Origin of the sequence: Chryseobacterium sp. Tr-659 (assembly GCF_011752975.1) — a bacterium.
In the GTDB taxonomy this organism is placed as follows: domain Bacteria; phylum Bacteroidota; class Bacteroidia; order Flavobacteriales; family Weeksellaceae; genus Chryseobacterium.
Genome location: NZ_VWWP01000002.1, coordinates 342,329 through 365,460, shown reverse-complemented (window position 1 = coordinate 365,460; position 23,132 = coordinate 342,329). Strand labels below are relative to the sequence as shown.

The following is a 23,132-nucleotide window of genomic DNA, read 5'->3' as shown; positions in this document are numbered from 1 at the left end:
TTTAAAGGTATTTCGGGGCATTATCCCGCTTTATATTTCAACATAAAGTGATATTATTAAGTAATTAGCTGAGTCTATTTCTCATCAATCAATAAAAAAGCCCGAACAACGCCGGGCTCTTACTATTATTTAATTGAAATTATCCTATATGAGTTCCTGGAGTCACTACAGCTCCTTTTTTCACAACTACAATCCCATCTTGTACCGAATAAGTTCCATAATCTCCATCCGGAATATGCTTTCCTCCGATGATCTTTACATTATCACCAATGTAGCAGTTTTTATCAAGGATTGCTTTTTCAATGTAGCAATATTTTCCTATTCCCATATTCGGGCGGCCGGCTCTGTCATTCATTACGATCTCTGTGGTATTCTGATAGAAATCAGCCCCCATTACGTAAGAGTTGACAATAGTACTGCCTTTATCAATCCTTGTTCTGTTTCCAATGACAGAATTTTCAATTTTATCTGCCATGATGATACATCCATCTCCGAAAACAGCTTTACTTACATAAGAACCGTTAATTTTTGATGGGGGAAGCATCCTTGCTCTTGTATAAATCGGCGAAGAAGAGAAAAGGTTGAACTGTGGTAGATCCAGGCAAAGATCCAGGTTCGCTTCATAAAAAGATTCTATAGTTCCGATATCTGTCCAGTAGCCTTCATACTGATAGCTCAGTGTTTTATATTTTCCGATAGAACTCGGAATAATATCTTTTCCGAAGTCGTCACCTGCTCCCTCATCAAACATCTTTTTAAGGATATTCTTGGTGAAGATATAAATTCCCATAGAGGCCAGAAATTCCTTTCCTTTATGTTTGTTCTCTTCTGACACTTCTGACTTTAAGCCTTCCAGCATATCATAATCGGGCTTTTCATAGAAAGAGGTGATATTTCCGTCGTCATCGGATTTTAATATTCCGAAACCGGTAGCATCTTTAGCATTCACAGGAATGGTGGCAATGGTAAGATCTCCTCCATTTTCGATATGAAAGTCCAGCATTTCTCTGAAATCCATCTGGTAGAGCTGATCTCCGGAAAGAATCAGGATATAATCATAGTCATACTTCTCAAGATGCTTCATAGATTGACGTACGGCATCTGCGGTTCCCTGATACCAGCTGTCATTTTCCACATTCTGTTCTGCTGCGAGAATATCTACAAAACCTTTGCTGAAAATGTCAAAGTGATAAGAATTCTTGATATGTGAATTTAGGGAAGCTGAATTAAACTGTGTTAAAACCAGGATTTTATTTAATCCTGAATTCAAGCAGTTTGAAATAGGAATATCTACCAGTCTGTATTTTCCTGCGATAGGAACAGCCGGTTTAGATCTGGAATACGTTAACGGGAATAGTCTTGTCCCTCTGCCTCCTCCTAAAACAATGGAGATTACATTTCGATTCATAAATATCTTGCGTTTTTTTATTTTATTAAGTTTACTGTTCGGTTCTTAGTGTTTACTGCTAGTTTAAAGCATTCTTTGTTTTCATATTTCAGGTTTGAATTGATCACTACAACCTCATATTCTCCCTGATCATTAAGCTCTTTAACCTTTTTATCTACGCCATCAATGGGAATATTGTGATCTCTCAATTTACTTCTGAATAACTTATTTACAATCAGGACATCCATTACATCTGCGCTTTTTAAAGCAAAATTTTCTATATCTTTATGATATTTTGCTTCCCAACCCTTACCATATCTCTTAGCAATAGCGGCCAGTGTTTTTTTATTTGCCCTGTTTATCTTTTTTTCCAATATTTCATCAATAATGCATCCACCGGCGTCTACTGTTTTTATTTTCCATTTTTCAGAGATACCATTGGCGGCTTCTTCTCTATACCTATCCTTAAGACCAGATCCATACAGCCAGAAATAGCCGTTGTGAAGTCCGTCATCTTCTTTTTTACAGGAAGAAATCATCACAATAATCAATAAGAATGAAAAAAGATTTTTCATATCAGCTATTATATAAAGCTAAGTATTTTTCCGCAGATTTCTCCCATGCGAAATCAAAATTCATATTGGCATGAATAAGATCTTCCATGACTCCTTTCTGATTATAGATTCCCATGGCCCTATTCATCGCATGCACAATATCATCCACTCCCGGATAAGCAAAGTTCAACCCGGCTCCTCCTGTTGAGATATCTTCAACCGTATCTCTGAGCCCGCCAGTGTACCTCACTACCGGAACCGTTCCATACCTCATGGAATACATTTGATTTAATCCGCACGGCTCTACTCTGGAAGGCATCAGAAGAAAGTCTGCAGATGCGTAGATCTTATGGGAAAGATGTTCTTTATATCCCAGATCCAGCGCAAAATTGGTGTAGGTATAATTATATTCCTTCAGTTTATTTTCAATATAGGTATTTCCGGAACCTAAAATCATGATATTTAAAGCTCCATAACTCTGTTTGATGCTTTTCCACACAACATCCGGCAGCAGATCTGCTCCTTTTTCCGTAGCAAACCTTCCAATAAAGGCAAATAAAGGAAGTTCAGGTTTCAACCCATATTCTTTGCACAGTTTTTCTTTATTTTTTTTCTTTTGGGCAACGGCATTTTTACTTGTAAAGTTGAAATCCAGCATCGGATCGGTCTCAGGGTTCCAGACTTCTGTATCAATCCCATTGATGATTCCATATGCTTTTCCGAATTCCTGGCGCACAAGACTTTCCAGTCCGCGGAAACTTATAAAAAGTTCTTCCAGATAGCCTTCGGAAACAGTGGTAAAGGCATTTGAGCATTTAATCATACTTGCCAGGGGATTGATAAACCCGTTCCAATCCATCAGTCCCCATTTATAGGCATCAAAGGAAGGCATATAATTTGCCATATTCCAGCTCATCATTCCCTGATATTCCCCATTGTGGATCGTGCCTATTGTTTTTACTCCTTTTAAGAATTCAAATTCCGGACAGTGCTCCACCATAAAAGGAACCAAGCCTGTATGGTAATCATGACAATGCAAAACATCCGGACGAATCTCCTTGGCACATAACCAGTGCAGAACTCCGTGCTGAAAAGCTAAAAACTGGAAGCTTTCATCCTGATAGCCGTAAGGGTTTTCCCTGTCCAGCAATCCCGGAATTCTCACCATATACAATTCAAATCCCAGTACATTTGTTTTTTCTTTTAAAATCTGAACCTGAAGCATATTAGGTCCCTGATGGATAAACCCGTCAAAAACCAGATCAAATTCATGATCATGCACAAAAGATTTATTGTACCAGGGCATTACTACCTTGGCTTCTACTCCTTTAATTTTATTCTGATATTTTGGCAGCGCTCCAACTACATCTGCAAGTCCGCCTACTTTTGCTACAGGATAACATTCTGTACTTAAATGATAAACAACCATTCTTTATCTCTTGTGTTTAATTCTGTGTAATTTATACTTTTTATCTTTCTTCTGTCTCAATATAATTCCGGCCAATGGCGGCAGTTTTATGGTCATCGTTTTTTGATGACCTCTCCATTCTTCATACTGCTCGTCCAGTATTTCAGGCTCTATGCCGCTTCCGTTGTATTTTTCATCATCGGAACTTAATACAACTTCCCAATGAGTCCCGGCAGGAATTCCGATTTTATAATCCAAAACCTTGGGCGCAAGATTTAATACAATCATCATTATCTCATCTCTTCTTTTGGCCTTCCTCAGATAAACATATACTGAGTTTTCCAGATCATCTGCTTCCACCCATTCAAAACCGTTTTTATCAAACTGTTGTTCATACAAAGCTGATTCAGACCTGTACAGTTGGTTCAATTCCTTTACAAGCTCCTGCAATCCTTTATGAACGGGATATTTAAGCAAATGCCAATCGAGACTTTGGGTGAAATTCCACTCACTGGTCTGCCCGAATTCATCTCCCATAAAAAGAAGTTTTGCTCCGGGATGAGTAAACATATATACATATAGGGTGCGCAGATTGGCAAATTTCTGCCATTCATCCCCTTTCATTTTATAGATCAGACTGGCTTTTCCATGTACCACTTCATCATGAGACAACGGCATCATATAATTCTCATTATACATGTACATAGAAGCAAAAGTAAGTTTATGATGATGAAATTTTCTGTTAGAAAAATCTTCTTTAAAATAATCCAGCGTATCATGCATCCAGCCCATCATCCATTTCATTCCGAAGCCTACGCCGCCATCATGTACCGGCTTTGTAAGCATAGGAAAGTCTGAGCTTTCTTCAGCGATGGTCATAATAGAATTTCCAAATTCCCTATAAACTGCAGTATTGAATTCCTGCAGAAAAGTTTGGGCTTCAAGATTTACATTTCCGCCATATATATTAGGTTCCCATTCTCCTTCGTTCCTTGAATAGTCGAGATGAAGCATTGAGGTTACCGCATCTACACGTAATCCGTCTGCGTGATAACGATCCAGCCAGAACATAGCGTTAGAGATCAGAAAAGATTTCACTTCATTTCTTCCGTAGTTGAAAATATAGGATTTCCAGTCCGGGTGAAACCCTTTTCTCGGGTCTTCATGCTCATAAAGATACGATCCGTCAAAACGATGAAGCCCGTTGGCATCTCCCGGAAAATGGGATGGAACCCAATCCAGAATAACGCCTATTCCGTTGTTATGAAGTTCGTCAATAAGATACATCAGGTCCTGTGGCGAACCGAACCGTGAAGTTGCCGCATAAAATCCCGTAATCTGGTATCCCCAGCTTGGTTCATACGGATATTCCATCACAGGCATAAACTCTACATGGGTAAAACCCATTTCCAGTATATAAGGAACAAGTTTTTTGGCGATATCACGATAATTCAGAAAGCGCTTCGGATGATCTCCTTCTCTTACCCATGAGCCAAGATGCAGCTCATAAACGGATAATGGGGCTTCCAGACTGTTTTTTTTCCAGCGGTTTTCCATCCATTCCTGATCATTCCATTCATACCAGGTTGTGGAAACCAATGATGCGGCCTGAATACTTTGCTCCCAGCTTAATGCATAAGGATCACTTTTTTCCAGAATTTCGCCTCTTGGTGTTTCAATAGCATATTTATACAGCGTTCCCCAGGTTAGCCCTTCAATGAATCCTTCCCAAATTCCTGATTCGTCCCATCTCGGAAACAGAATATGATCTTTATGATTCCAGTTATTGAAATTCCCGATTACGGAAACTTTCTTTGCATGAGGTGCCCATACTGAAAAATAAACTCCTTTTACGCCATCTTTTTCTGCAGAATGTGCTCCAAATTTACCATACAGCTTATAATGCCTACCTTCTTTAAAAAGATACACATCCTGATCAGTGAAAAGCGTATAGGTTTTAACAGAATTCATCAAGACCGGTTTGTATTTATATTTTCTTTGAAACTACGAAAAATACTAACAACAGCGATTAATTATTAATCAAATAATTGTCAAGTTAATTTCCGCTTTCGTCTATCTATCAAATATATCATTTTTTAAGTCACATTTTTATGATTTCAAAACAATCTTTTTTTATAAATTTAACATCAGGATTTTATTAAACACATACGATGAGGTTTGAACTTTATACAGAAGAAAAAGACGACAGGCCGGCATTTATTACCGGAAATTTTAACAGCTGGAACCCCAAAGACTACGTCTACCAGCTTAAACAGCTGGATTCTTTCAATTATTTTATAGAAATTGATGATCAGCTTCTCCCTGATGATATTGAGTATAAATTTACGAAAGGAGGATGGGAAAATGTAGAGCTGGACAAATACGGAAATATTACGCCTAACCGGAAAGTAAAGAAATCGAAAGGAAAAGTTTCTGATACGGTAGTAAAATGGAGACTCAACTGGGGACCTTTCAAAGATGAATACTTCCCAACCGCAGAAGTCATCTCCGAAAAATTTTATATTCCTCAGCTTGACCGTTACCGGAAAGTATGGGCGCTCCTACCTTACGATTATCATACTTCGGATAAACGCTATCCTGTTTTGTACCTTCAGGATGCTCAGAATTTATTTAATGAAGGAAGCGGTTTCGGAAACTGGGAAATTGATAAAAAGCTGTCTATTCTTGCGGAATATGGCCGTGGTGACATAATCGTCATCGCCATAGAACATGGAAGCGAAGAAAGAATCAAAGAATATATCTTTGACAACGACCACGTTGCCAACGGCTCTGAAGGAAAAAAATACATCCGTTTTATTGCAGACACTTTAAAACCTTTTGTAGACGAGAATTATCGAACTAAAAAAGATCGGGACAATACGGGAATCGGGGGAAGTTCACTGGGTGCATTAATTAGCATTTACAGCGGGTTTCTTTATCCGGAAGTATATTCCAAACTATTGATCTTCTCTCCTTCTCTTTGGGTTGAACCAAACAATAACTTCCCAATGATGAACTTCCGGGTTCCGTTTAAAACAAAGATCTATTTATACGGCGGCGGTCAGGAAGGTTCCAAAATGGTAAAAAGAATCCATATTTTTGAGGAATACCTGAAAAGATGGGAGAAGAAAAACCTTTTTGATTTTGAGTTTAAAACCAATATCAATCCAGAAGGTACTCACAATGAATTTTACTGGTCACAGGAATTTCCAAGAGCGATCGAATGGCTTTTCTACGATAACACGGAAAATCCTGTAGAGGTAAAGCCGCAACAACAAAGCATTATTAAAAACTAAATTTATGAACAGCCATCGTGAAATAACAGAAATGGCGAAGACTTATAATATCATCTGCTTATGAAACTAATCAACAAAAAAAATAAAAACTATACTCAGATCTTTCACGTATTTACTGAAGAAGAATGGGCTAAAACGAGTAAAAATTTCAACAAAAATATTTCCACTTTTTTTACCGGGAAAAAACATGAAGTTTTTGTTAATGCCCACGAAGAAGGTATTACTTACTTTATCGGTCTCGGAAAATCTTCTTTGCAGAATTTCGAAATTCAGCAGGTTGCGATAAAATTTGCACAGACTCAGAAAGAAAAACTTCAGGCTGTTCCTACTTTAACACTGGCAGATTTTATGAATGAAAAACAATTTGAAGAATTCGCAAAGGGGCTGCTGCTGGGAACATACAATTATCCATTTGAAAAAAATCATGCTTTCTGGAATGTAAAATTCGAACTTCATTTTGAAAATATAAGTCAGAAAAAATTAGATCATATCCATCAGAAAGCAGAAGCCTTAAGCAATGGACAGATCAGCTGTCAGGAATGGCTTAACAAGCCTGCCAATCTTAAGAGACCTGAGATCTTCAGTTTATATCTTAAGAATTTAGCAAAAAAACATGAATTAAAATATACAGTTTTCAACAGAAAGAAATGTGAGGAACTTGGGCTGGGCGCTTATCTTGCCGTTAACCAGGGAAGTGCTTACGATGCCGCATTTACTATTTTGGAATATAAAACAACGGTTAAAAATGCCAGAACATTCGGATTGGTCGGAAAATGTGTATTGTTCGATACCGGAGGAATATCCTTGAAGCCTTTTACCAATATGCATTATATGAAATCTGATATGGGCGGAGCAACAGCCGTTCTGGGGACTTTGATCTATGCTGCCGAAATGAAGCTTCCTGTGAATATTGTGGCTGTTCTGCCCATTACAGACAATGCTATTTCGGAAAAAGCACTACTCCCAAGTGATGTAATTACAGCCTATAACGGAAAAACGATTGAAGTTCTGGATACAGATGCCGAAGGCAGACTGATTCTTGCAGACGGACTTTCTTACCTTTCCAAAAACTACAAAACAGATTTCCTTATCGATCTTGCCACTTTAACCGGAAGTTCAGTGAGGATGTTCGCAGATACTTGTGGCGCATTGTTCTCTAATGATGAGGATCTGAAAAACCGATTGATCAAAACCGGAGATCAAACTAATCAAAGACTATGGAACCTTCCTTTATGGGATATCTGGAAAGACGATATACAATCTGATGTGGCAGATATGAAAAACATGTCCCTGAAACCTGTGGGAGACTGTATTATTGCTGCTAAATTTTTAGAACAATTCATTGAAAACCACCCTAAATGGGCACATCTGGATATAGCAGGAGTTGCCTTCGGAAATGTTGGATATGCTAAAGAAAAAGCAGCTACCGGATATGGAGTTCAATTGCTCACGGATTTAATTGAAAATTATCACTAAAAATTAGTTTATTACAAAAATTCTCTGTATACTTGATTAGTGATTTTTCAAAAAGAACATAAAATTTTAGCTTTTAACATTAATTAAATAATAAATATTTGCTTTTATTTTTGATAATTCACCAAAACCTAAAAAACATTGTATGGAGGAGAAAACTATTGTATGCATTTCGTGCTATTACAAGGGCTACGATTTTATGGACGAAATGAAGAAGCTCGGTAATAAAATAATCTTGATAACATCGGAAAATCTTAAGGAGAAAAACTGGCCCTGGCATGCCATTGATGAGGTATTCTATATGCCTGAACTGAAGCCGTCCGTGTGGAATCTGGAACATCTGGTCCAGGGTTTTTCACACCTTATGAAATCCAGAAAAGTAGATGCCGTAGTTGCATTGGATGACTATGATGTAGAAAAAGCAGCCCTGATCAGAGAAACATTCCGGATTCCCGGTATGGGACAGACAACGCACCGTTATTTCAGAGATAAGCTGGCGATGCGTCAGAAAGCTAAAGACTCAGGGATTAATGTTCCTGAATTTACAGCTGTTTTCAATGATAATGAGGTTAATAATTTCGTGGACAGTGTTCCCGCTCCATGGGTTTTGAAGCCTCGTTCTGAAGCTTCTGCATCAGGGATAAAAAAAATCACTTCCAAAGAACAGCTTCATGAAGCATTGGATACTCTTGGAGAAGAGCGTCATCTTTTTTTACTGGAAAGCTTTAAGCCCGGTGATGTGTATCATGTGGACAGTCTTACCTTCAATAAAGAAATTGTATTCACCTCCGCATCAAAATATCTTGCACCTCCCATGCAGGTTTCTCATGAGGGCGGGGTTTTCAGATCCAAGACCTTGGGAAGATATTCCGAAGAATTTAAAGGACTTGAGGAAATCAATGCAAAGGTACTTTCCAATTTCGGGCTTCTCAACGGAGCAACTCATACGGAGTTTATCCGTGGAAAAGAAGATGGAAAATGGTACTTCCTGGAAACGTCTTCAAGAGTTGGAGGTGCTCATATTCCCGATCTGGTAGAAGCATCAAGCGGGATCAATATCTGGAGAGAATGGGCAAAGATTGAAGATGCACTTCTGAGAAATAAGAATTACACGATTGCCCCTCCTACAGGATATTATTCCGGATTAATTGTGGCTCTCATCAAAGATAAAGAGCCTGATTATACTCATTTTGAATGCGAAGAGGCAGTAAAATTTCTTCCGATTGAGTATCATGTCGGAATTGTTTACAAATCCAATGATGCAGGTATTGTACAGGAAAAGCTGGACAATGCCGCTGAAAAAATACATGCAGAAATGCTCAATATTTTACCGCCAAAAAGCAGTAAATTAAACAGTTAAAAACAAACACAATTTCTAAAGAAAATTTACATGCCTCACATAGAACATACCGATTATTACTCAAATATATTGGGAATCAGCCTCAAGGTTGAAGTAACCGGACATTACGGCCATCCCATTATTATGTTCCCAACTTCTCAGGGACAATACACCCAGAATCATGACTTTCACCTTAACGGAAGCATCAACTGGTTTATTGAACAGGGAAAAGTAAAGCTTTATAATATACAGACTATTGACAGCTGGAGCTTTTATGATGATAAAATCTCTCCACAGCAGAGGATTAAAAATTACGAACGTTATGTACAGTTTCTGATCAAAGAATTTATACCTTATATACAGAAACTGCATAAAACCCACCGTGTAGCCGTTGCCGGAGCTAGTTTCGGGGGATATCATGCTGCCAATTTTGCATTCAGGTTTCCTGATGTGGTTTCTCATTTATTCTGTCTTTCCGGAGCTTTCAGTATCAGAAATTTTATGGACGGTTATTCCGATAACCTCGTATATTTTAACTGCCCGAGAGAATTTGTAAGAAATGATGAAGCCTGGAAATACAAACATATGCATATTGTATTAAGTACTTCCGACCAGGATATCTGCAAAGACAAAAATGTGGAAATGGCAGAAATTTTAAGAGTGAAAGGAATAGATTTCTGGTACGATGAAAGAAAATGGATCGGTCATGACTGGCCGCTTTGGAGAATGGTTTTCCCCACTTTTATAGGAACATTTTTCTCTTAAAATGATAAAAAAACAAATAGAAAAAAATATACACCAATTTTAAAAACAAAAATTATGGCAAAAAAAGTAGGAATTCTATTCGGTATGGAAGACACGTTCCCTTGGGCATTTATTGATAAAGTAAATGAAATGGGTGGCGGAGATATCATAGCTGAGCCTGTAACTATCGATAAACTGGAGCAGGGTGCAGATTATGGTTATGCGGTAATCATCGACAGAATTTCGCAGGATGTTCCTTTTTACAGAGCATACCTGAAAAATGCAGCACTTAACGGCACTTATGTGATCAATAACCCGTTTTGGTGGAGTGCTGATGAGAAGTTTTTCAATAATGCCCTGATGAGCAAGCTGGGAATTCCGCTTCCAAAAACTGTTTTACTTCCATCTCATGAAAGACCGGATAATACTTCGGAAACATCATTCCGAAACCTGAAGTTTCCCCACGACTGGGAATACATCTTCAATTATGTAGGTTTTCCGGCTTACATGAAACCTCACGACGGCGGCGGATGGAAAAACGTATACAGGGTAGAAAATCCGGATGATCTCTGGAATAAATTGGGAGAAACTGAACAGCTGGTAATGATGGTGCAGGAAGAAATTATTTTTGATGATTATTACAGGGTGTATTGTTTAGGCAGAAAATATGTTCACATTATGCCTTATGAACCCAGAAATCCTCATCATCTGAGATATGCTACGTCTCATCAGACTCAGGGTGAAGAGCTTGAAAAATTATTGAAAACCATTCATGATTATACGATTAAGATGAATGAAGCATTGGGATATGACTTCAATACGGTGGAGTTTGCTGTAAGGGACGGTATTCCTTATGCTATTGACTTCTGCAATCCTGCTCCGGATGCAGACAAAAATTCGGTAGGCGAGGAAAATTTTGCATGGATCATTGAACATGCGGCAAAACTTGCTATTGAAAAAGCTAAAGAATACGTTCCGGGAAAACCTAATATCACTTGGGGAACCTTTGTGAAGGATTCAATAAAATAAATCATTGAAAAAATAAAAAACACAAAAAAAATGCATCAGTTTACTATTGGAATTGAAGAAGAGTACCAGATCATCGATGTTGAAAGCAGAGATCTTGTTTCTCATGTTTCAAAAATCATTGAAGGTGGTAAAGCAGTTTTAAGCGAAAATTTAAAACACGAAATGCACGAATCCATGATTGAAATGGAAACGGGAATCTGCCAGGATATTCAGGAAGCCAGAACGGAATTAACCAATCTAAGAAGACATCTGATCAATATCGCCCATGAACAGGGATTACGGGTTTCCGGAGGAGGCACCCACCCTTTTTCACATTGGTCGGAAAACAATATCACTCAGGGAGAAAGATATATTAAAATTGTAGATGATATGGGAGATGTTGCCCGTGAAAACCTTATTTTCGGACTTCACGTTCATATTGGAATCCCCAACCGTGAAGAAGGGGTAAGAATTCAGAACGTCATGCGTTATTTTCTGCCTCATGTCTATGCACTTTCTACTAATTCTCCATTCTGGATTGGAAGATATACAGGCTTTAAATCTTACAGGCAGGAAATTTTTGTAAAATTCCCGAGAACCGGTATTCCGAGCTATTTTAATTCTCTGGCAGAATTTGACAGCTATGTTGATCTGTTGGTTAAAACCGGAACTATCGACAATGCCAAGAAAATCTGGTGGGATTTACGGGTACATCCATTTTACCCTACGATTGAATTCAGAATTTGTGATATGCCTTTAAGAATTGACGAAACAGTTTGTCTTGCGGCTATTATGCAGAGTCTGGTTGCTAAAATTTATAAACTTCATCAGCAGAATTTAAGCTTCAGAAGCTATAGAAGGCTGCTGCTCAACGAGAATAAATGGCGTGCTTCCAAAAGTGGTATTGAAGCTCATTTGATCGATTTTGGAAAAGAAGAATCTGTTCCGTATCCTCATTTATTAAAAGAACTTTTAGAGTTTATTGATGATGTGGTAGATGATCTGGGATGCCGTCAGGAAGTTGAATATGCCTGGAAAATTCTTGAAAATGGAACCGGTGCAGACAGACAGCTTCAGATCTTCAAAGAAACCGGCGATCTGACAAAAGTGGTTGATTATATGATCTCAGAAACTGAGTATGGCATAACACACGGAGAAACTGCTTCATAATATTTTTGGTAACTTTACAAAAAATATGATGTAATGAAAGATATTCGAATTGCTCTGCTGGACATGAACAACAATCATGTCAATCAAGGCTTTAGAAACATTAAAGAGATTTCCGAAGCATTTCAGCAGAACTCTGAAGAAAATGTGGTTATTCAGACATTTGATGTTCGATTCAAAGATGAAATGCCTGAAATTGGAGACTTTGACATTTTTATTTCTTCAGGAGGGCCCGGTACTCCACACAGAGAAGGTTTGGCTTGGGAAGACAGGTTTGCCAATTTTTTAGATTCAGTTTTTGAACATAATAAATACAATGAGGATAAAAAATATCTTTTCCTGATCTGTCATTCATTCCAGCTGGCAAGCATTCACTGGAAACTTGGAAATATCTGTAAAAGAAAATCATATTCTTTCGGAGTAATGCCGGTTCACAAAACAAAAGAAGGCAGAGAGGAATTTTTATTCAAAAATCTCCAAGATCCTTTTTATGCGGTAGATTCCAGAGCATACCAGTTTATAGAACCTGATCATGACCGTTTTGAAGAATTAGGAATGACTGTAATGGCGATTGAAAAATTCCGTCCTCATATCAATCTGGAAAGAGCAGTAATGGCAGTCCGTTTTTCGGATGAAATATTCGGAACACAGTTTCACCCGGAAGCCAGCCCTGAATCACTCATTGAAAATCTGAAAGACGAAAAAAATAAAGAAGCCATGATCGAAAATTTCGGTATGGAAAAATATCTTGAAACTCTGGACAGAATTGATGATGAAGATAAAATTATCCTGACCAGAAATCAGATCCTTCCAAGATTTCTTCGGTTTGCAAAAAAAAACATTTTGAAAAACGCTGAATCTTTGGCTTAAAAAAGCAGGAAGCTGGAAGAATGAGGCTGGAAGTTACCAGCAGTAATTAAACTTCTGGTAAACGTTTCATTTTAATTAGGTCTTGATTTTATTTTAAAATCGCGGCTTAAGAACTTCCCTCTCCCAGCTTCCAGCTCCCTTACCATATATAACAATCGGGCATTGCTGCTCGATTTTTTTACCATCTCAAAAGAAAAAATATGATCCCAAAATACAGAAAACAGTTCAATCAGGAGTTTTCACAAGACAAATACAGCCGGTTAAAAAATATCCTGGCGGAAAAAGGAGGAACAGCCCCTACTTTCAGAATTTCGGAAAGCCCTATTTTTCTGACTAAAGAATTTGAATCCAAGCTTATTGATGCCAGTGAAAGCATTATCAGCCAGATCAAAGCTCTCCCGGCAGAAACTCTTCAGAAAGCCATTCCTGATAACTGCAGGGTTCCCAATGATACCAACCAGCCTCATTTTTTCACCATAGATTTCGGAGTCTGTAAAAATGAAACCGGAGAAATTGAACCTCAGCTGATAGAGCTTCAGGCATTCCCTTCTTTATATGCTTTCCAGAGAATTTATGAAGAAACCTACTGTGAAGTCTATCCTTTTCTTTCTGAAATCAGAAATCCTATGTCTGATGAAACCTTTAAAAACCATTTAAAGGAACTTATTGTTGGAGATGACAAGCCTGAACATGTAATTCTGCTGGAAATTTTCCCTGAAAAACAAAAAACAGCTATTGATTTTGCTTTAACAGACAAATTACTGGGGATAAAAACAGTATGCCTGACGAAGGTAAAAAAAGAGGGGAAAAAGCTATATTATGAAAACAACGGCCAAATGACGGAGATCAAAAGAATCTACAATCGTGTGATATTTGATGAGCTGGATAACATTCCCAATCTTACTACTGAATTTGATTTCCGTGAAGAGGTTGATGTGAAATGGATCACCCATCCGAACTGGTTCTTTAAAATCTCAAAATTCCTTCTTCCTTTATTAAAGCATCAGTATGTTCCGAAAAGTTATTTTCTTCATCAATTCCCCGATCATGAAAGTCTGGAGGATTTTGTACTGAAACCTTTGTTTTCTTTTGCCGGAAGCGGTGTCAACTTAAATCCAACCCAAGAAATTACCGATGCTATTGAAGATAAAGAAAACTACATTCTGCAAAGAAAAGTAACCTATGAACCCATTTTTGAGGATATCAATGGAGATTTTTCAAAAGCAGAGATCCGTTTGTTGTATATTTGGCGGGAAAATGATGAACGTCCTATTCTATTGGAGAATCTGGGAAGAATGACCAAAGCAGCTATGGTGAATGTAGACTTCAATAAGAAAGATGCTATCTGGATAGGAAGTTCAAATGCTTTTTTTGGATAAAATAATTTTAAAACTAATATACATGAAAGAAAGTTCAGCAACTTTCAAAGAATTTGACAGTAACAACAGGATAACACGAAGAAGAGATCTATTACCTGTATGGATTAAAATTTTCTTATGGATCTTTTTAATTGGAGGAGCAATAGTCCCTATTTTATTAATAACAGGCCCTTTTCTCACCCGCACCGACCTATCTATATATGGAATGAGCGCCCATCATCCTTATTCAATGACAGGACTTTTGATATGTTTACTATTTATTTACAAAGGCATTGTGGCCTACGGACTTTGGTTTGAACAAAAATGGGCACCACAAGCTGCTATCATTGATGCAATAATAGGCATTGTCATTTGCTTTATTATGATGGCAATTATCCCTTTTACTGTCCCTAATATCAACTTTACACTGAGATTAGAACTTATCCCGCTGTATTTTTACCTTACAAAAATGCAGCAAATAAAGAAAATCTGGGAAAATTCCTAACAAACAAAAACCTCCAAAATTCTGGAGGTTTTGTTTTTTCTTATCTTTTTTCATTAATTCCAGGTCTATCATAATCAATTATTTATCAGTTCTTCTTTTCTATTTTTTTTAAAATTACCACTAGAAAAAGCATAGGAAATTATCATTAAACCAAGATCTGTAAAGGGTTTCGGGACTCCATTAATTGTGATTTATTTTAAAAATAAAAGCTATTTATTGTATATTTGCCGCGGAAAAAAATGATGTGGACACCCTGTCTAATTGGAAAATCTTATAGAAAGATCAAAATCGTATGGGTAATGTGGATTTCAACAAGAATATTCAATAGGCTAGAAAGTTCTAAAGTTTTTTTTACAAAAGCTAAAATTTAACTATTAGAATGAACAGAAAAACATTTATTCAAAAATCTTTTCATGGAATTTTATATGCAGGATTAGGTACTACCTTATTATCCTGTATACAAGATAATTTTAATGATGAAATTAATACGTTCAACAATAATGATCAATTAAAAAAGAGATTCAAGCCGATTTATATAATTAGTGAAGGTTCTGACATTAAAGGAAGAAAATCAAGATCAGTAAAATTCGATAAAAGAAAACTCATCCTTATGGAATTTGTAAGCCTGGGCTATATTACATTAAATGAATCTATAAGTGAGACTAATAAAACCAATAAAAATTTAAAAATAATGAAGTTGAATGATGAGTTTTCATGTGTCCTTTTCAAGGAACCTATTCAAATAAGCTTACCCAATACATTTACAAGACTTAAGTTTCAATATATACATTACAGTGAGCTTAGTGAAAACTTTACAAAAAGAGAAATAATATTTTAAGATGGCTTTTATTATTGGTGAAAAGATCCTCGTACGCGGTGAACATTGTATAGAATGCACCATGTGCGTTCCAGAGTGTCCGGAACAAGCTATAGATGACACTGCAATGTATTTGGATGTAGGCGGATATGTATCTCTTAAAGGGGTAACCATATCTATAAATGTAGAAAAATGTACCGGTTGTGGTGATTGCATTCCTGTATGCCCAACTTCTGTATTTTCGTATCTAGATGAACCTAATCCAGGAGGAAACAATAATGGTGGGGAGATCATTGGTGGTGGCAATCAACCCGGACAGGATAGTCAGGATAAAGACCCTTGTTCACAAGCTGCCCAGCCCTCTTTACATGCTACTCAATTATCACAAACCAATGCTGTTAATAGTGCTTTCAATGCAATTGGAGGGATTAATGATGGAAATGAACATGGTTATGTATTCGGAAGCCAAAATGGAGCTATTGTTTCTACCGATATACAACATGGAGGTCCAAATAATATGACTTTAAATCACAATTTTGAAAATCCAGTTGGGAGTATACATATCCATCCGGCGAACGAATCTCCCCCCTCAGTGGGAGATGTATATTCTCTCATCGATGCTTACAATGGGCATAATACTTATACTACGTATTATGTAATGAATCTTGATGGTACGGTTTATGCTCTGGTAGTAACCAATCCTGCCGCTATGAATCAATTTCTACAAAATTATCCTTATACACAGGTCCCAGGACATGCCCCTAACTTTCCCCCTCCATTATTTGATGAATGGAATGATTTCGATGGAAATTGGGAAATGTCATTATCTAATATTCTAGATAAATATCAGGCAGGGATGGCATTATTAAAAAGAGATAAACAAGGAAATTTTAAAAAAGTAAAAATTGATACCAAAAAAGGTCCTGATGGAACAATTAAAAACACTCAAACAAGCTGCCCTTAAATCATGAAAAACATATATACTTTCATTTTACTAATTACTCTAATTTTCTCTTTTAAAATGAATGCCCAGGAGAAAATAACCTCAAAGCAAAACGTAGGAAAATTTCAGGCTCAAAAAAATTATTATACAGGCAAAAAAGTTAAAGATCTATTAAAAGATCTAAAATTAGATATTCAACTGGTAACTTTTGGAGGAGGTTCACCGGAAACCAATAACTTTATCACAATAAGGTTTATTGATGATATCAGGAATTCCGATAAGAATGCTAAATCAGCCAAAATAACACTTTTCATTAAGGAACATGATAGTGATACCAACAAGTTATTCCAAAATACTCCAGGTCTCAAAAAAAGAATTAAAAGAGACAGTGCGAAACACAAATCTAATGAAGATCTATTAAAAGATTATCAAAATCTTACTATAATAGATATTTATGCCAGCTCTGAAAAAAACTAAATTCAATTTAGTTTTTTAGATAAAAGAATCGGCTGAACCTTTGGTTCAGCCGATTCTTTTTTATCGTATACCTATTCACCATCACTTCTTTTTTAAGAATACAACTCTTTCAGATAATTTTTTCCTGTAAATTTCCCATTACTCCAAAAGCCCTTCGATAAAATCACAAAAAACTAATTATCAAACAAATAAGTCATTGTAGTGCAATTGTAGTAGAGATAATACTGCAAATTTATTTTACTTTCGCTTAAAAAATTTCCGGAAATTTCTCTTGGTAAATTGTAGTAAAAAAATCACTTATAAAACCTTAAAATTATGCGAACTTTAAAAACCATATCTGTTGCGGTATTGTGTTTATCTTTTTTGTCGGCTTGTAATTCTTCGAAAAAAAAGGATGTTTCAGATCTTGATCATTATATGGATACATTGGTACAGTCTGTAATGGATAAAAACAAAATTCCGGGGTTAAGTATTGCCATAACAATAGATGGTAAACATACATTTTTCAATTACGGATTAGCTTCAAAAGCTGACCAGGTAGAAGTTACCAATAAAACGTTATTTGAGTTAGGCTCTGTAAGCAAAACATTCACGGCTACTTTAGCCAGTTTATCACAAGTGAACGGAACCCTTAACTTATCTGATCCTGTAAGTAAATATATGCCTGAACTGAAAAATACAGCTTTTAACCAGATCAAACTTTATAATCTTGGAACGCACACTGCTGGTGGATTTACATTGCAGTTCCCCGATGAGGTGACCAACAATGAACAACTCATTAATTATTACAATACATGGAGGCCAGATTATCCGGCAGGCACACAAAGAATGTATACCAATCCAAGTATTGGCCTGCTAGGGGTTATTGCCGGAAAAACATTCAAACAGCCTTTCGATAAAGCAATGACCCAAAATGTCTTCGCTAAAATGGGATTAAATAATACTTTTTATGAAGTACCGGCTGAAAATATGAATCAATATGCATTCGGTTACAGTAAAAATGACGAACCTATCCGCGTAAATCCCGGAGTTTTGGAAAATGAAGCTTATGGAGTGAAATCATGCACACAGGATATGATTACTTTTGTAGACGCCAATATGGGAATTGGAAACATTGACAGCAAATTATCTGCGGCCATAATGAATACACATACGGGCTATTTTAATACCTCAGAAATGACTCAGGATCTGATTTGGGAACAATATAATTACCCGGTAACACTGGAACAGCTTCAAAAAGGGAATTCTGCGGATATGGCCTTTAAACCCAATCCTGTGAAAGAAATTCTTCCGCATCAAAAACCGAAATCCGATGTACTGATCAATAAAACCGGGTCTACCAATGGTTTTGGAGCGTATGTAATGTATGTTCCTTCAAAAAAAATTGGTATCGTAATTCTTGCCAATAAAAATTATCCTAATGCTGAAAGAATTGATATCGCTTATAAAATCTTATCCTATATAGAAAAATCTGAAAAACTACAATAAATTACCATAAAATGCCTTAGATACGTCTGAGGCATTTTCTTATTCATTATAACTCTAAAACCCAAGTTCCCAAGTCCATATCAGTGGGCAATTCGAGTTTCTTTTTAAGCCTGTATTTTTTGGTTTCAACAGCTCTGAGCGTTACATTTCCGCATTGTCCGATTTCTTTATTGGTCAGGTTAAGCCTTATATAAGCAATAAATTTTATATCATGATTGGTAAGTTCGGGATATTGTGAGGTCAGTTTTTCATAAAATTCCGGATATACTTCTTTAAATTTACTTATGAAAAAAGGGTTATTGGATGTGGCCATTTTAGCCAAATCATTAATAGAAGTATCTACTTTCTTTTTCAGTCGATTTGTTTCAATTATTTTTTCGCCGATTACTTTCTTCTGTTCTTCAAGTAACTGATCTCTTCCTTTATTTTTGGTTTTATTATGTCTTCTGATCATAAATACTGCAATAAGAGATGTTGCAGCAATAGCGGCAATGACAGCAATAATTAGATAGAGATTATTTCGCTCTTTTTCCTGTTCAAGCGTAACATTATTAACAACAGAAGCCACAGCTTTTCTTTCTCTGGAATAAATACTATCATTGAGTTGGGTATATTTTGCCAAATATTCATTCGCTTTTGGGCGATCATGTAAAGCAAGATAAGTCTGATAAATCTTTTTATAGGTATCTATAATATCTGCACCACGGTTTATTTTTAGATAGATGGGTAAAGACTCCTGATAATATTTGAGTGCTTTTGGATAATCTTTTTTCAGGGTATACAGGTTTCCACGTCTTGTTGCAATAGCTCCATAGGTATGAAGAGAGCTGTTATTCTTAAGGGCTAATACAAATGCTTTGTTCAGATAATATTCTACAGAATCCAGTTCTTTCTTTTTAGATAAAAACTGTTCCGCAATTCTCACATAGATCTTTGGTTCATTGGGAAAATCTTTTAATCCTTTTTTCCGCATCATGATAACGGAATCCGGCTGTTTTAAATCTTCAAAATTTGACCATTTCCAGATGTACACAAAAAACAAAGCGTTTCTGTTCTCTTTTGTATCAGGGGCATGCTTAAGATACTCTATCGATTTATTAAGCTGAATATTAGCCTGATTATAGAGGCCTAAAAAAGCATAATTTCGTGCAATTTCATTACACAATCTTGCATTCAGCCCATTATTATTAATGATATTAAGCTTCTTTTTAGCTTCATCCAGATAATGAAGGCTTTTCTGGTGTTCATCAAATGTAGAAAGGGCATTGGCAATATTAATATTAGCTAAAGCCTCTCCCTCAGGATTATCATGTTCTTTATAATACCGGAGCGCTTCAATATTGTACTGAAATACTTTTTCATATTCTCCTTTGTTTTTATAGATCGTTGTGATACTATCCAGCTTTGCAGGAGTATAGTTTTGAGAATAAGACTGTACAGAAAAATAAAGAAAGAAAATAAAGAATGCCTTTTTCATAAAAACTGATCGTATGGCAAGTTAATAATTTTTATTTTTTATCTCTTTAAAAAAGTTAAAAGTACTTCCCTCTTATTGTCAATCAGAAAAAATTATCTTCTATGGCATTGTGATTGTTAAAAAAAATTGCAATACGTTTTTATTCATTTCGTATTGCAATTTTAATAAGTTTATAAAGATTTATTTACAAATTTTTATCATCTTCCAGAAGTTCTCTGGCCTGGTATTCCTGTACCAGATCGATCGCATTGGAAATAACATCACTTAGAGCGGTGATAAATGTTCCTTCTTCTGCCATTCCGATCGCATGCTTCAGAGCTTCAATTTCTTTTGGAATAATTTCATAGCTGACATCTCTGCCTGCAGCATTAATTCCATCAATAATCAACCCGTTGATTTCCTCTTCGGTTCTTCCGCGAAGGTGTTTCTCATTACGGATAATAATATAATCAAACATTCTTCCTGCAATTTTCCCACATTCTCTGATATCATTATCTCTTCTGTCTCCCACACCGGAAATAATACCAATTTTCTTTGTAGATTCAACATTTTTAAGATAATCTTCAATGGCTTCATAACCGGAAGGATTATGCGCAAAGTCTATTAATACTTTAAAGTTTTTGAATTTAAAAACATTTAATCTTCCCGGAGTAAGCTGAGCACTAGGAATAAATGTTCGTAAAGAATTGGAAATATCTTCAATCCCGAATCCGTAAAGATAACTTGCCAAACTTGCTGCCAATACGTTTTCAATCATAAATCTGGCTTTTCCTTCCATTGTAATCGGGAAGTCTTTGGCTTTTCCTATTCTGATTTTCCAATCACCCTTTTTGATGGTTACAAATCCTTCTTCATATACACAGGTAATTTTTCCTTCTTTCGCAAATTTTACAATATGAGGGTTATTTTCATCCATGCTGAAGATCGCCACGTTAGAGTCTAGATCATTTACAATTTTCATAGAATACTCATTATCTGCATTCAGAACACTCCACCCGCTTTTCTTTACGCTATCCAGTACAACACGTTTTACTTTGGTAAGATCTCTTAAATTATGGATATCATTCATTCCCAGATGATCTTCTTCAATATTGGTCAGAACACCGATATCACATTGCGAAAATCCAAGACCGGAACGCAGGATTCCTCCTCTGGCTGTTTCTAAAACCGCAAATTCTACCGTTGGATCTTTCAGAATAAATTCCGCAGAAAGAGGTCCTGTGGTATCTCCTTTGGAAAGCATCGTATTCTGGATATAAATTCCATCTGAAGTTGTGAACCCTACTCTATATCCATTACTTTTTACAATATGTGAGATCAGTCTTGTGGTGGTAGTTTTTCCATTGGTTCCCGTAACCGCAATGATTGGAATTGTGAAAGGTTTCCCCTGTGGATAAAGCATATCTACTACCGGAGCAGCCACATTTCTTGGCAATCCTTCACTGGGAGCAAGGTGCATTCTGAAACCTGGTGCAGCGTTTACTTCTATAATCGCTCCACCACTTTCTTTTAATGGCTGGGTTAAATTTTCAGCCATAACATCAATACCGCATACATCCAGTCCGATAATTTTGGAAATTCTTTCCGCCATTGTAATATTTTCCGGATGCACCATATCTGTAACATCAATTGAAGTTCCTCCGGTTGATAAGTTCGCTGTTGATTTCAGATACACCACCTCCCCTCTTTGAGGTACAGTTTCAAGGGTATATTGAAGTTTTTCAAGCAGTTCCAGAGTATCTTTATCCACTTCAATTTCGGTAAGCACATTTTCATGGCCATATCCTCTTCTAGGATCTTTATTTTCTTTATCAATAAGTTGTTGAAGATTAAGCTCTCCATCACCTACCACATGTGCAGGAACTCTTCTTGCAGCGGCCACCATTTTATTATTAATGACCAAAACACGGAAGTCATAACCTGTAATATATTTCTCAACAATTACTTTTCTGGAATATTTTTGGGCATGTTCCAGGCCTATCTTTGCAGATTCCCAATCATTCACATTAATTGAAGAGCCTTTTCCATGATTTCCATCCAGAGGTTTTAAAACGATAGGATAACCGATTTTCCTGATCACCATATTTAAACCTTCCTCATCCACTACAAGATCTCCGATAGGGACAGGAATTGCTGCGTCATGGAGCATTCTTTTGGTAAGCTCCTTATTACATGCTATATCTACAGCAATAGAACTTGTTTTTCCGGTAATGGTAGCCTGAAATCTTTGTTGATTCACTCCATAACCCAGCTGTACCAGAGAATTTGTTCCTAATCTTATCCATGGAATTCTTCTTGAAGCAGCTTCTTCCACAATACTTCCTGTAGACGGACCGAGACGAACACGCTCTCTGATCTCTTTTAATCTGTGGATACATGCATTCATATCATAATCCTTTCCTTCCACCAATGCTTCAGCAATCTTAACGGATTCTTCCGCTGCGTAAATTCCCGCATTCTCTTCGATATAATTAAATACTACATTATATACTCCCGGAGTCTTTGTTTCTCGAGTTCTTCCGAAGCCTACATCCATTCCCGCAAGCGTTTGGATTTCTAAAGCAATATGCTCTATGACGTGTCCCATCCAGGTTCCCGTTTCCACTCTGTGGAAAAAGCCGCCTTCCACTCCTTCTGAACATCGGTGAGTAATCAATGACGGTATTAATTTTTCAATCCTTTCCCTAAATCCGTCAATTTTATTGGTAGGATAATTCTCCATTTCTTCCAGGTCTAACCTCATCTGTATCAGCTTCTTTCTTCTGATGCTCCAGATATTAGGACCGCGTAGTGCCTGAATCTTTTCGATTTTCATAATCTA

Annotated in this window: 19 protein-coding genes; 13 read left to right on the top strand and 6 right to left on the bottom strand. The window is 36.6% G+C overall.

Annotation, left to right across the window (positions count from 1 at the left end; genetic code table 11):
- Positions 1-139: 139 nt before the first annotated feature.
- Genes F3J23_RS05865 through glgB form a run of 4 tightly spaced genes read right to left on the bottom strand, consistent with a single transcriptional unit; the run spans position 140 to position 5,320 of the window.
- Positions 140-1,408, bottom strand: a complete 1,269-nt coding sequence (locus F3J23_RS05865) for a glucose-1-phosphate adenylyltransferase (protein WP_167025544.1) — start codon at positions 1,406-1,408, stop codon at positions 140-142.
- A gap of 17 nt (positions 1,409-1,425) precedes the next feature.
- Complete coding sequence (locus tag F3J23_RS05860; RefSeq protein WP_167025541.1) at positions 1,426-1,962, bottom strand: hypothetical protein; 537 nt, start codon at positions 1,960-1,962, stop codon at positions 1,426-1,428.
- Position 1,963: 1 nt separating this feature from the next.
- Positions 1,964-3,370: a glycogen synthase gene (locus tag F3J23_RS05855; RefSeq protein ID WP_167025538.1), complete on the bottom strand. Its 1,407-nt coding sequence runs from the start codon at positions 3,368-3,370 to the stop codon at positions 1,964-1,966.
- A gap of 3 nt (positions 3,371-3,373) precedes the next feature.
- The gene (gene glgB / locus F3J23_RS05850; protein WP_185156431.1) at positions 3,374-5,320 is read right to left on the bottom strand and encodes a 1,4-alpha-glucan branching protein GlgB; all 1,947 of its coding nucleotides are present in this window, start codon (positions 5,318-5,320) and stop codon (positions 3,374-3,376) included.
- Positions 5,321-5,520: 200 nt separating this feature from the next.
- Between glgB and F3J23_RS05845 the strand changes: the two genes are divergently transcribed.
- The 13 genes from F3J23_RS05845 (at position 5,521) to ampC (ending at position 18,834) form a co-directional block, all read left to right on the top strand.
- Complete coding sequence (locus tag F3J23_RS05845) at positions 5,521-6,645, top strand: alpha/beta hydrolase (protein ID WP_167025532.1); 1,125 nt, start codon at positions 5,521-5,523, stop codon at positions 6,643-6,645.
- A gap of 60 nt (positions 6,646-6,705) precedes the next feature.
- Complete coding sequence (locus F3J23_RS05840) at positions 6,706-8,121, top strand: leucyl aminopeptidase family protein (RefSeq protein ID WP_167025529.1); 1,416 nt, start codon at positions 6,706-6,708, stop codon at positions 8,119-8,121.
- Between the two features lie 142 nt (positions 8,122-8,263).
- Entirely contained in the window at positions 8,264-9,478 is a 1,215-nt protein-coding gene (locus F3J23_RS05835) for an acetyl-CoA carboxylase biotin carboxylase subunit family protein (protein WP_167025526.1), read from the top strand.
- A gap of 30 nt (positions 9,479-9,508) precedes the next feature.
- A complete protein-coding gene (locus F3J23_RS05830) occupies positions 9,509-10,222 on the top strand; it encodes an alpha/beta hydrolase-fold protein (RefSeq protein ID WP_167025523.1) in 714 nt (237 codons plus the stop codon).
- A gap of 54 nt (positions 10,223-10,276) precedes the next feature.
- Entirely contained in the window at positions 10,277-11,230 is a 954-nt protein-coding gene (locus tag F3J23_RS05825) for a RimK family alpha-L-glutamate ligase (RefSeq protein ID WP_167025520.1), read from the top strand.
- Positions 11,231-11,260: 30 nt separating this feature from the next.
- Entirely contained in the window at positions 11,261-12,379 is a 1,119-nt protein-coding gene (locus tag F3J23_RS05820; protein ID WP_167025517.1) for a carboxylate-amine ligase, read from the top strand.
- A 33-nt stretch (positions 12,380-12,412) separates the two neighbouring features.
- Entirely contained in the window at positions 12,413-13,246 is an 834-nt protein-coding gene (locus F3J23_RS05815; protein WP_167025514.1) for a type 1 glutamine amidotransferase, read from the top strand.
- A gap of 200 nt (positions 13,247-13,446) precedes the next feature.
- Positions 13,447-14,625 (top strand): hypothetical protein, encoded by a 1,179-nt coding sequence (locus tag F3J23_RS05810; RefSeq protein WP_167025511.1) that lies wholly within the window; start codon positions 13,447-13,449, stop codon positions 14,623-14,625.
- A 22-nt stretch (positions 14,626-14,647) separates the two neighbouring features.
- On the top strand, positions 14,648-15,109 hold the full coding sequence (locus F3J23_RS05805) for a hypothetical protein (RefSeq protein WP_167025508.1): 462 nt from the start codon (positions 14,648-14,650) through the stop codon (positions 15,107-15,109).
- A gap of 379 nt (positions 15,110-15,488) precedes the next feature.
- Entirely contained in the window at positions 15,489-15,947 is a 459-nt protein-coding gene (locus tag F3J23_RS05800; RefSeq protein WP_167025505.1) for a hypothetical protein, read from the top strand.
- A gap of 1 nt (position 15,948) precedes the next feature.
- Entirely contained in the window at positions 15,949-16,890 is a 942-nt protein-coding gene (locus F3J23_RS05795) for a 4Fe-4S binding protein (protein WP_167025503.1), read from the top strand.
- A 3-nt stretch (positions 16,891-16,893) separates the two neighbouring features.
- Entirely contained in the window at positions 16,894-17,346 is a 453-nt protein-coding gene (locus tag F3J23_RS05790) for a hypothetical protein (RefSeq protein ID WP_167025500.1), read from the top strand.
- 315 nt (positions 17,347-17,661) lie between these two features.
- On the top strand, positions 17,662-18,834 hold the full coding sequence (gene ampC / locus F3J23_RS05785; protein WP_167025497.1) for a class C beta-lactamase: 1,173 nt from the start codon (positions 17,662-17,664) through the stop codon (positions 18,832-18,834).
- A 46-nt stretch (positions 18,835-18,880) separates the two neighbouring features.
- Here the strand turns inward: ampC and F3J23_RS05780 are convergent, their stop codons facing one another.
- Both F3J23_RS05780 and cphA read right to left on the bottom strand, forming a co-directional pair.
- Complete coding sequence (locus F3J23_RS05780; RefSeq protein ID WP_167025494.1) at positions 18,881-20,311, bottom strand: tetratricopeptide repeat protein; 1,431 nt, start codon at positions 20,309-20,311, stop codon at positions 18,881-18,883.
- A gap of 184 nt (positions 20,312-20,495) precedes the next feature.
- Positions 20,496-23,126: a cyanophycin synthetase gene (gene cphA, locus F3J23_RS05775; RefSeq protein ID WP_167025491.1), complete on the bottom strand. Its 2,631-nt coding sequence runs from the start codon at positions 23,124-23,126 to the stop codon at positions 20,496-20,498.
- Between the last annotated feature and the right edge of the window lie 6 nt (positions 23,127-23,132).

Coding starts and splice junctions, on each gene's coding strand:
- F3J23_RS05835 (WP_167025526.1), top strand. CDS start 8,264: ATGGAGGAGAAAACTATTGTATGCATTTCGTGCTATTACAAGGGCTAC.
- F3J23_RS05845 (WP_167025532.1), top strand. CDS start 5,521: ATGAGGTTTGAACTTTATACAGAAGAAAAAGACGACAGGCCGGCATTT.
- glgB (WP_185156431.1), bottom strand. CDS start 5,320: ATGAATTCTGTTAAAACCTATACGCTTTTCACTGATCAGGATGTGTAT.
- F3J23_RS05830 (WP_167025523.1), top strand. CDS start 9,509: ATGCCTCACATAGAACATACCGATTATTACTCAAATATATTGGGAATC.
- F3J23_RS05780 (WP_167025494.1), bottom strand. CDS start 20,311: ATGAAAAAGGCATTCTTTATTTTCTTTCTTTATTTTTCTGTACAGTCT.
- F3J23_RS05800 (WP_167025505.1), top strand. CDS start 15,489: ATGAACAGAAAAACATTTATTCAAAAATCTTTTCATGGAATTTTATAT.
- F3J23_RS05860 (WP_167025541.1), bottom strand. CDS start 1,962: ATGAAAAATCTTTTTTCATTCTTATTGATTATTGTGATGATTTCTTCC.
- ampC (WP_167025497.1), top strand. CDS start 17,662: ATGCGAACTTTAAAAACCATATCTGTTGCGGTATTGTGTTTATCTTTT.
- F3J23_RS05865 (WP_167025544.1), bottom strand. CDS start 1,408: ATGAATCGAAATGTAATCTCCATTGTTTTAGGAGGAGGCAGAGGGACA.
- F3J23_RS05820 (WP_167025517.1), top strand. CDS start 11,261: ATGCATCAGTTTACTATTGGAATTGAAGAAGAGTACCAGATCATCGAT.
- F3J23_RS05815 (WP_167025514.1), top strand. CDS start 12,413: ATGAAAGATATTCGAATTGCTCTGCTGGACATGAACAACAATCATGTC.
- F3J23_RS05795 (WP_167025503.1), top strand. CDS start 15,949: ATGGCTTTTATTATTGGTGAAAAGATCCTCGTACGCGGTGAACATTGT.
- F3J23_RS05810 (WP_167025511.1), top strand. CDS start 13,447: ATGATCCCAAAATACAGAAAACAGTTCAATCAGGAGTTTTCACAAGAC.
- F3J23_RS05825 (WP_167025520.1), top strand. CDS start 10,277: ATGGCAAAAAAAGTAGGAATTCTATTCGGTATGGAAGACACGTTCCCT.
- cphA (WP_167025491.1), bottom strand. CDS start 23,126: ATGAAAATCGAAAAGATTCAGGCACTACGCGGTCCTAATATCTGGAGC.
- F3J23_RS05840 (WP_167025529.1), top strand. CDS start 6,706: ATGAAACTAATCAACAAAAAAAATAAAAACTATACTCAGATCTTTCAC.
- F3J23_RS05790 (WP_167025500.1), top strand. CDS start 16,894: ATGAAAAACATATATACTTTCATTTTACTAATTACTCTAATTTTCTCT.
- F3J23_RS05805 (WP_167025508.1), top strand. CDS start 14,648: ATGAAAGAAAGTTCAGCAACTTTCAAAGAATTTGACAGTAACAACAGG.
- F3J23_RS05855 (WP_167025538.1), bottom strand. CDS start 3,370: ATGGTTGTTTATCATTTAAGTACAGAATGTTATCCTGTAGCAAAAGTA.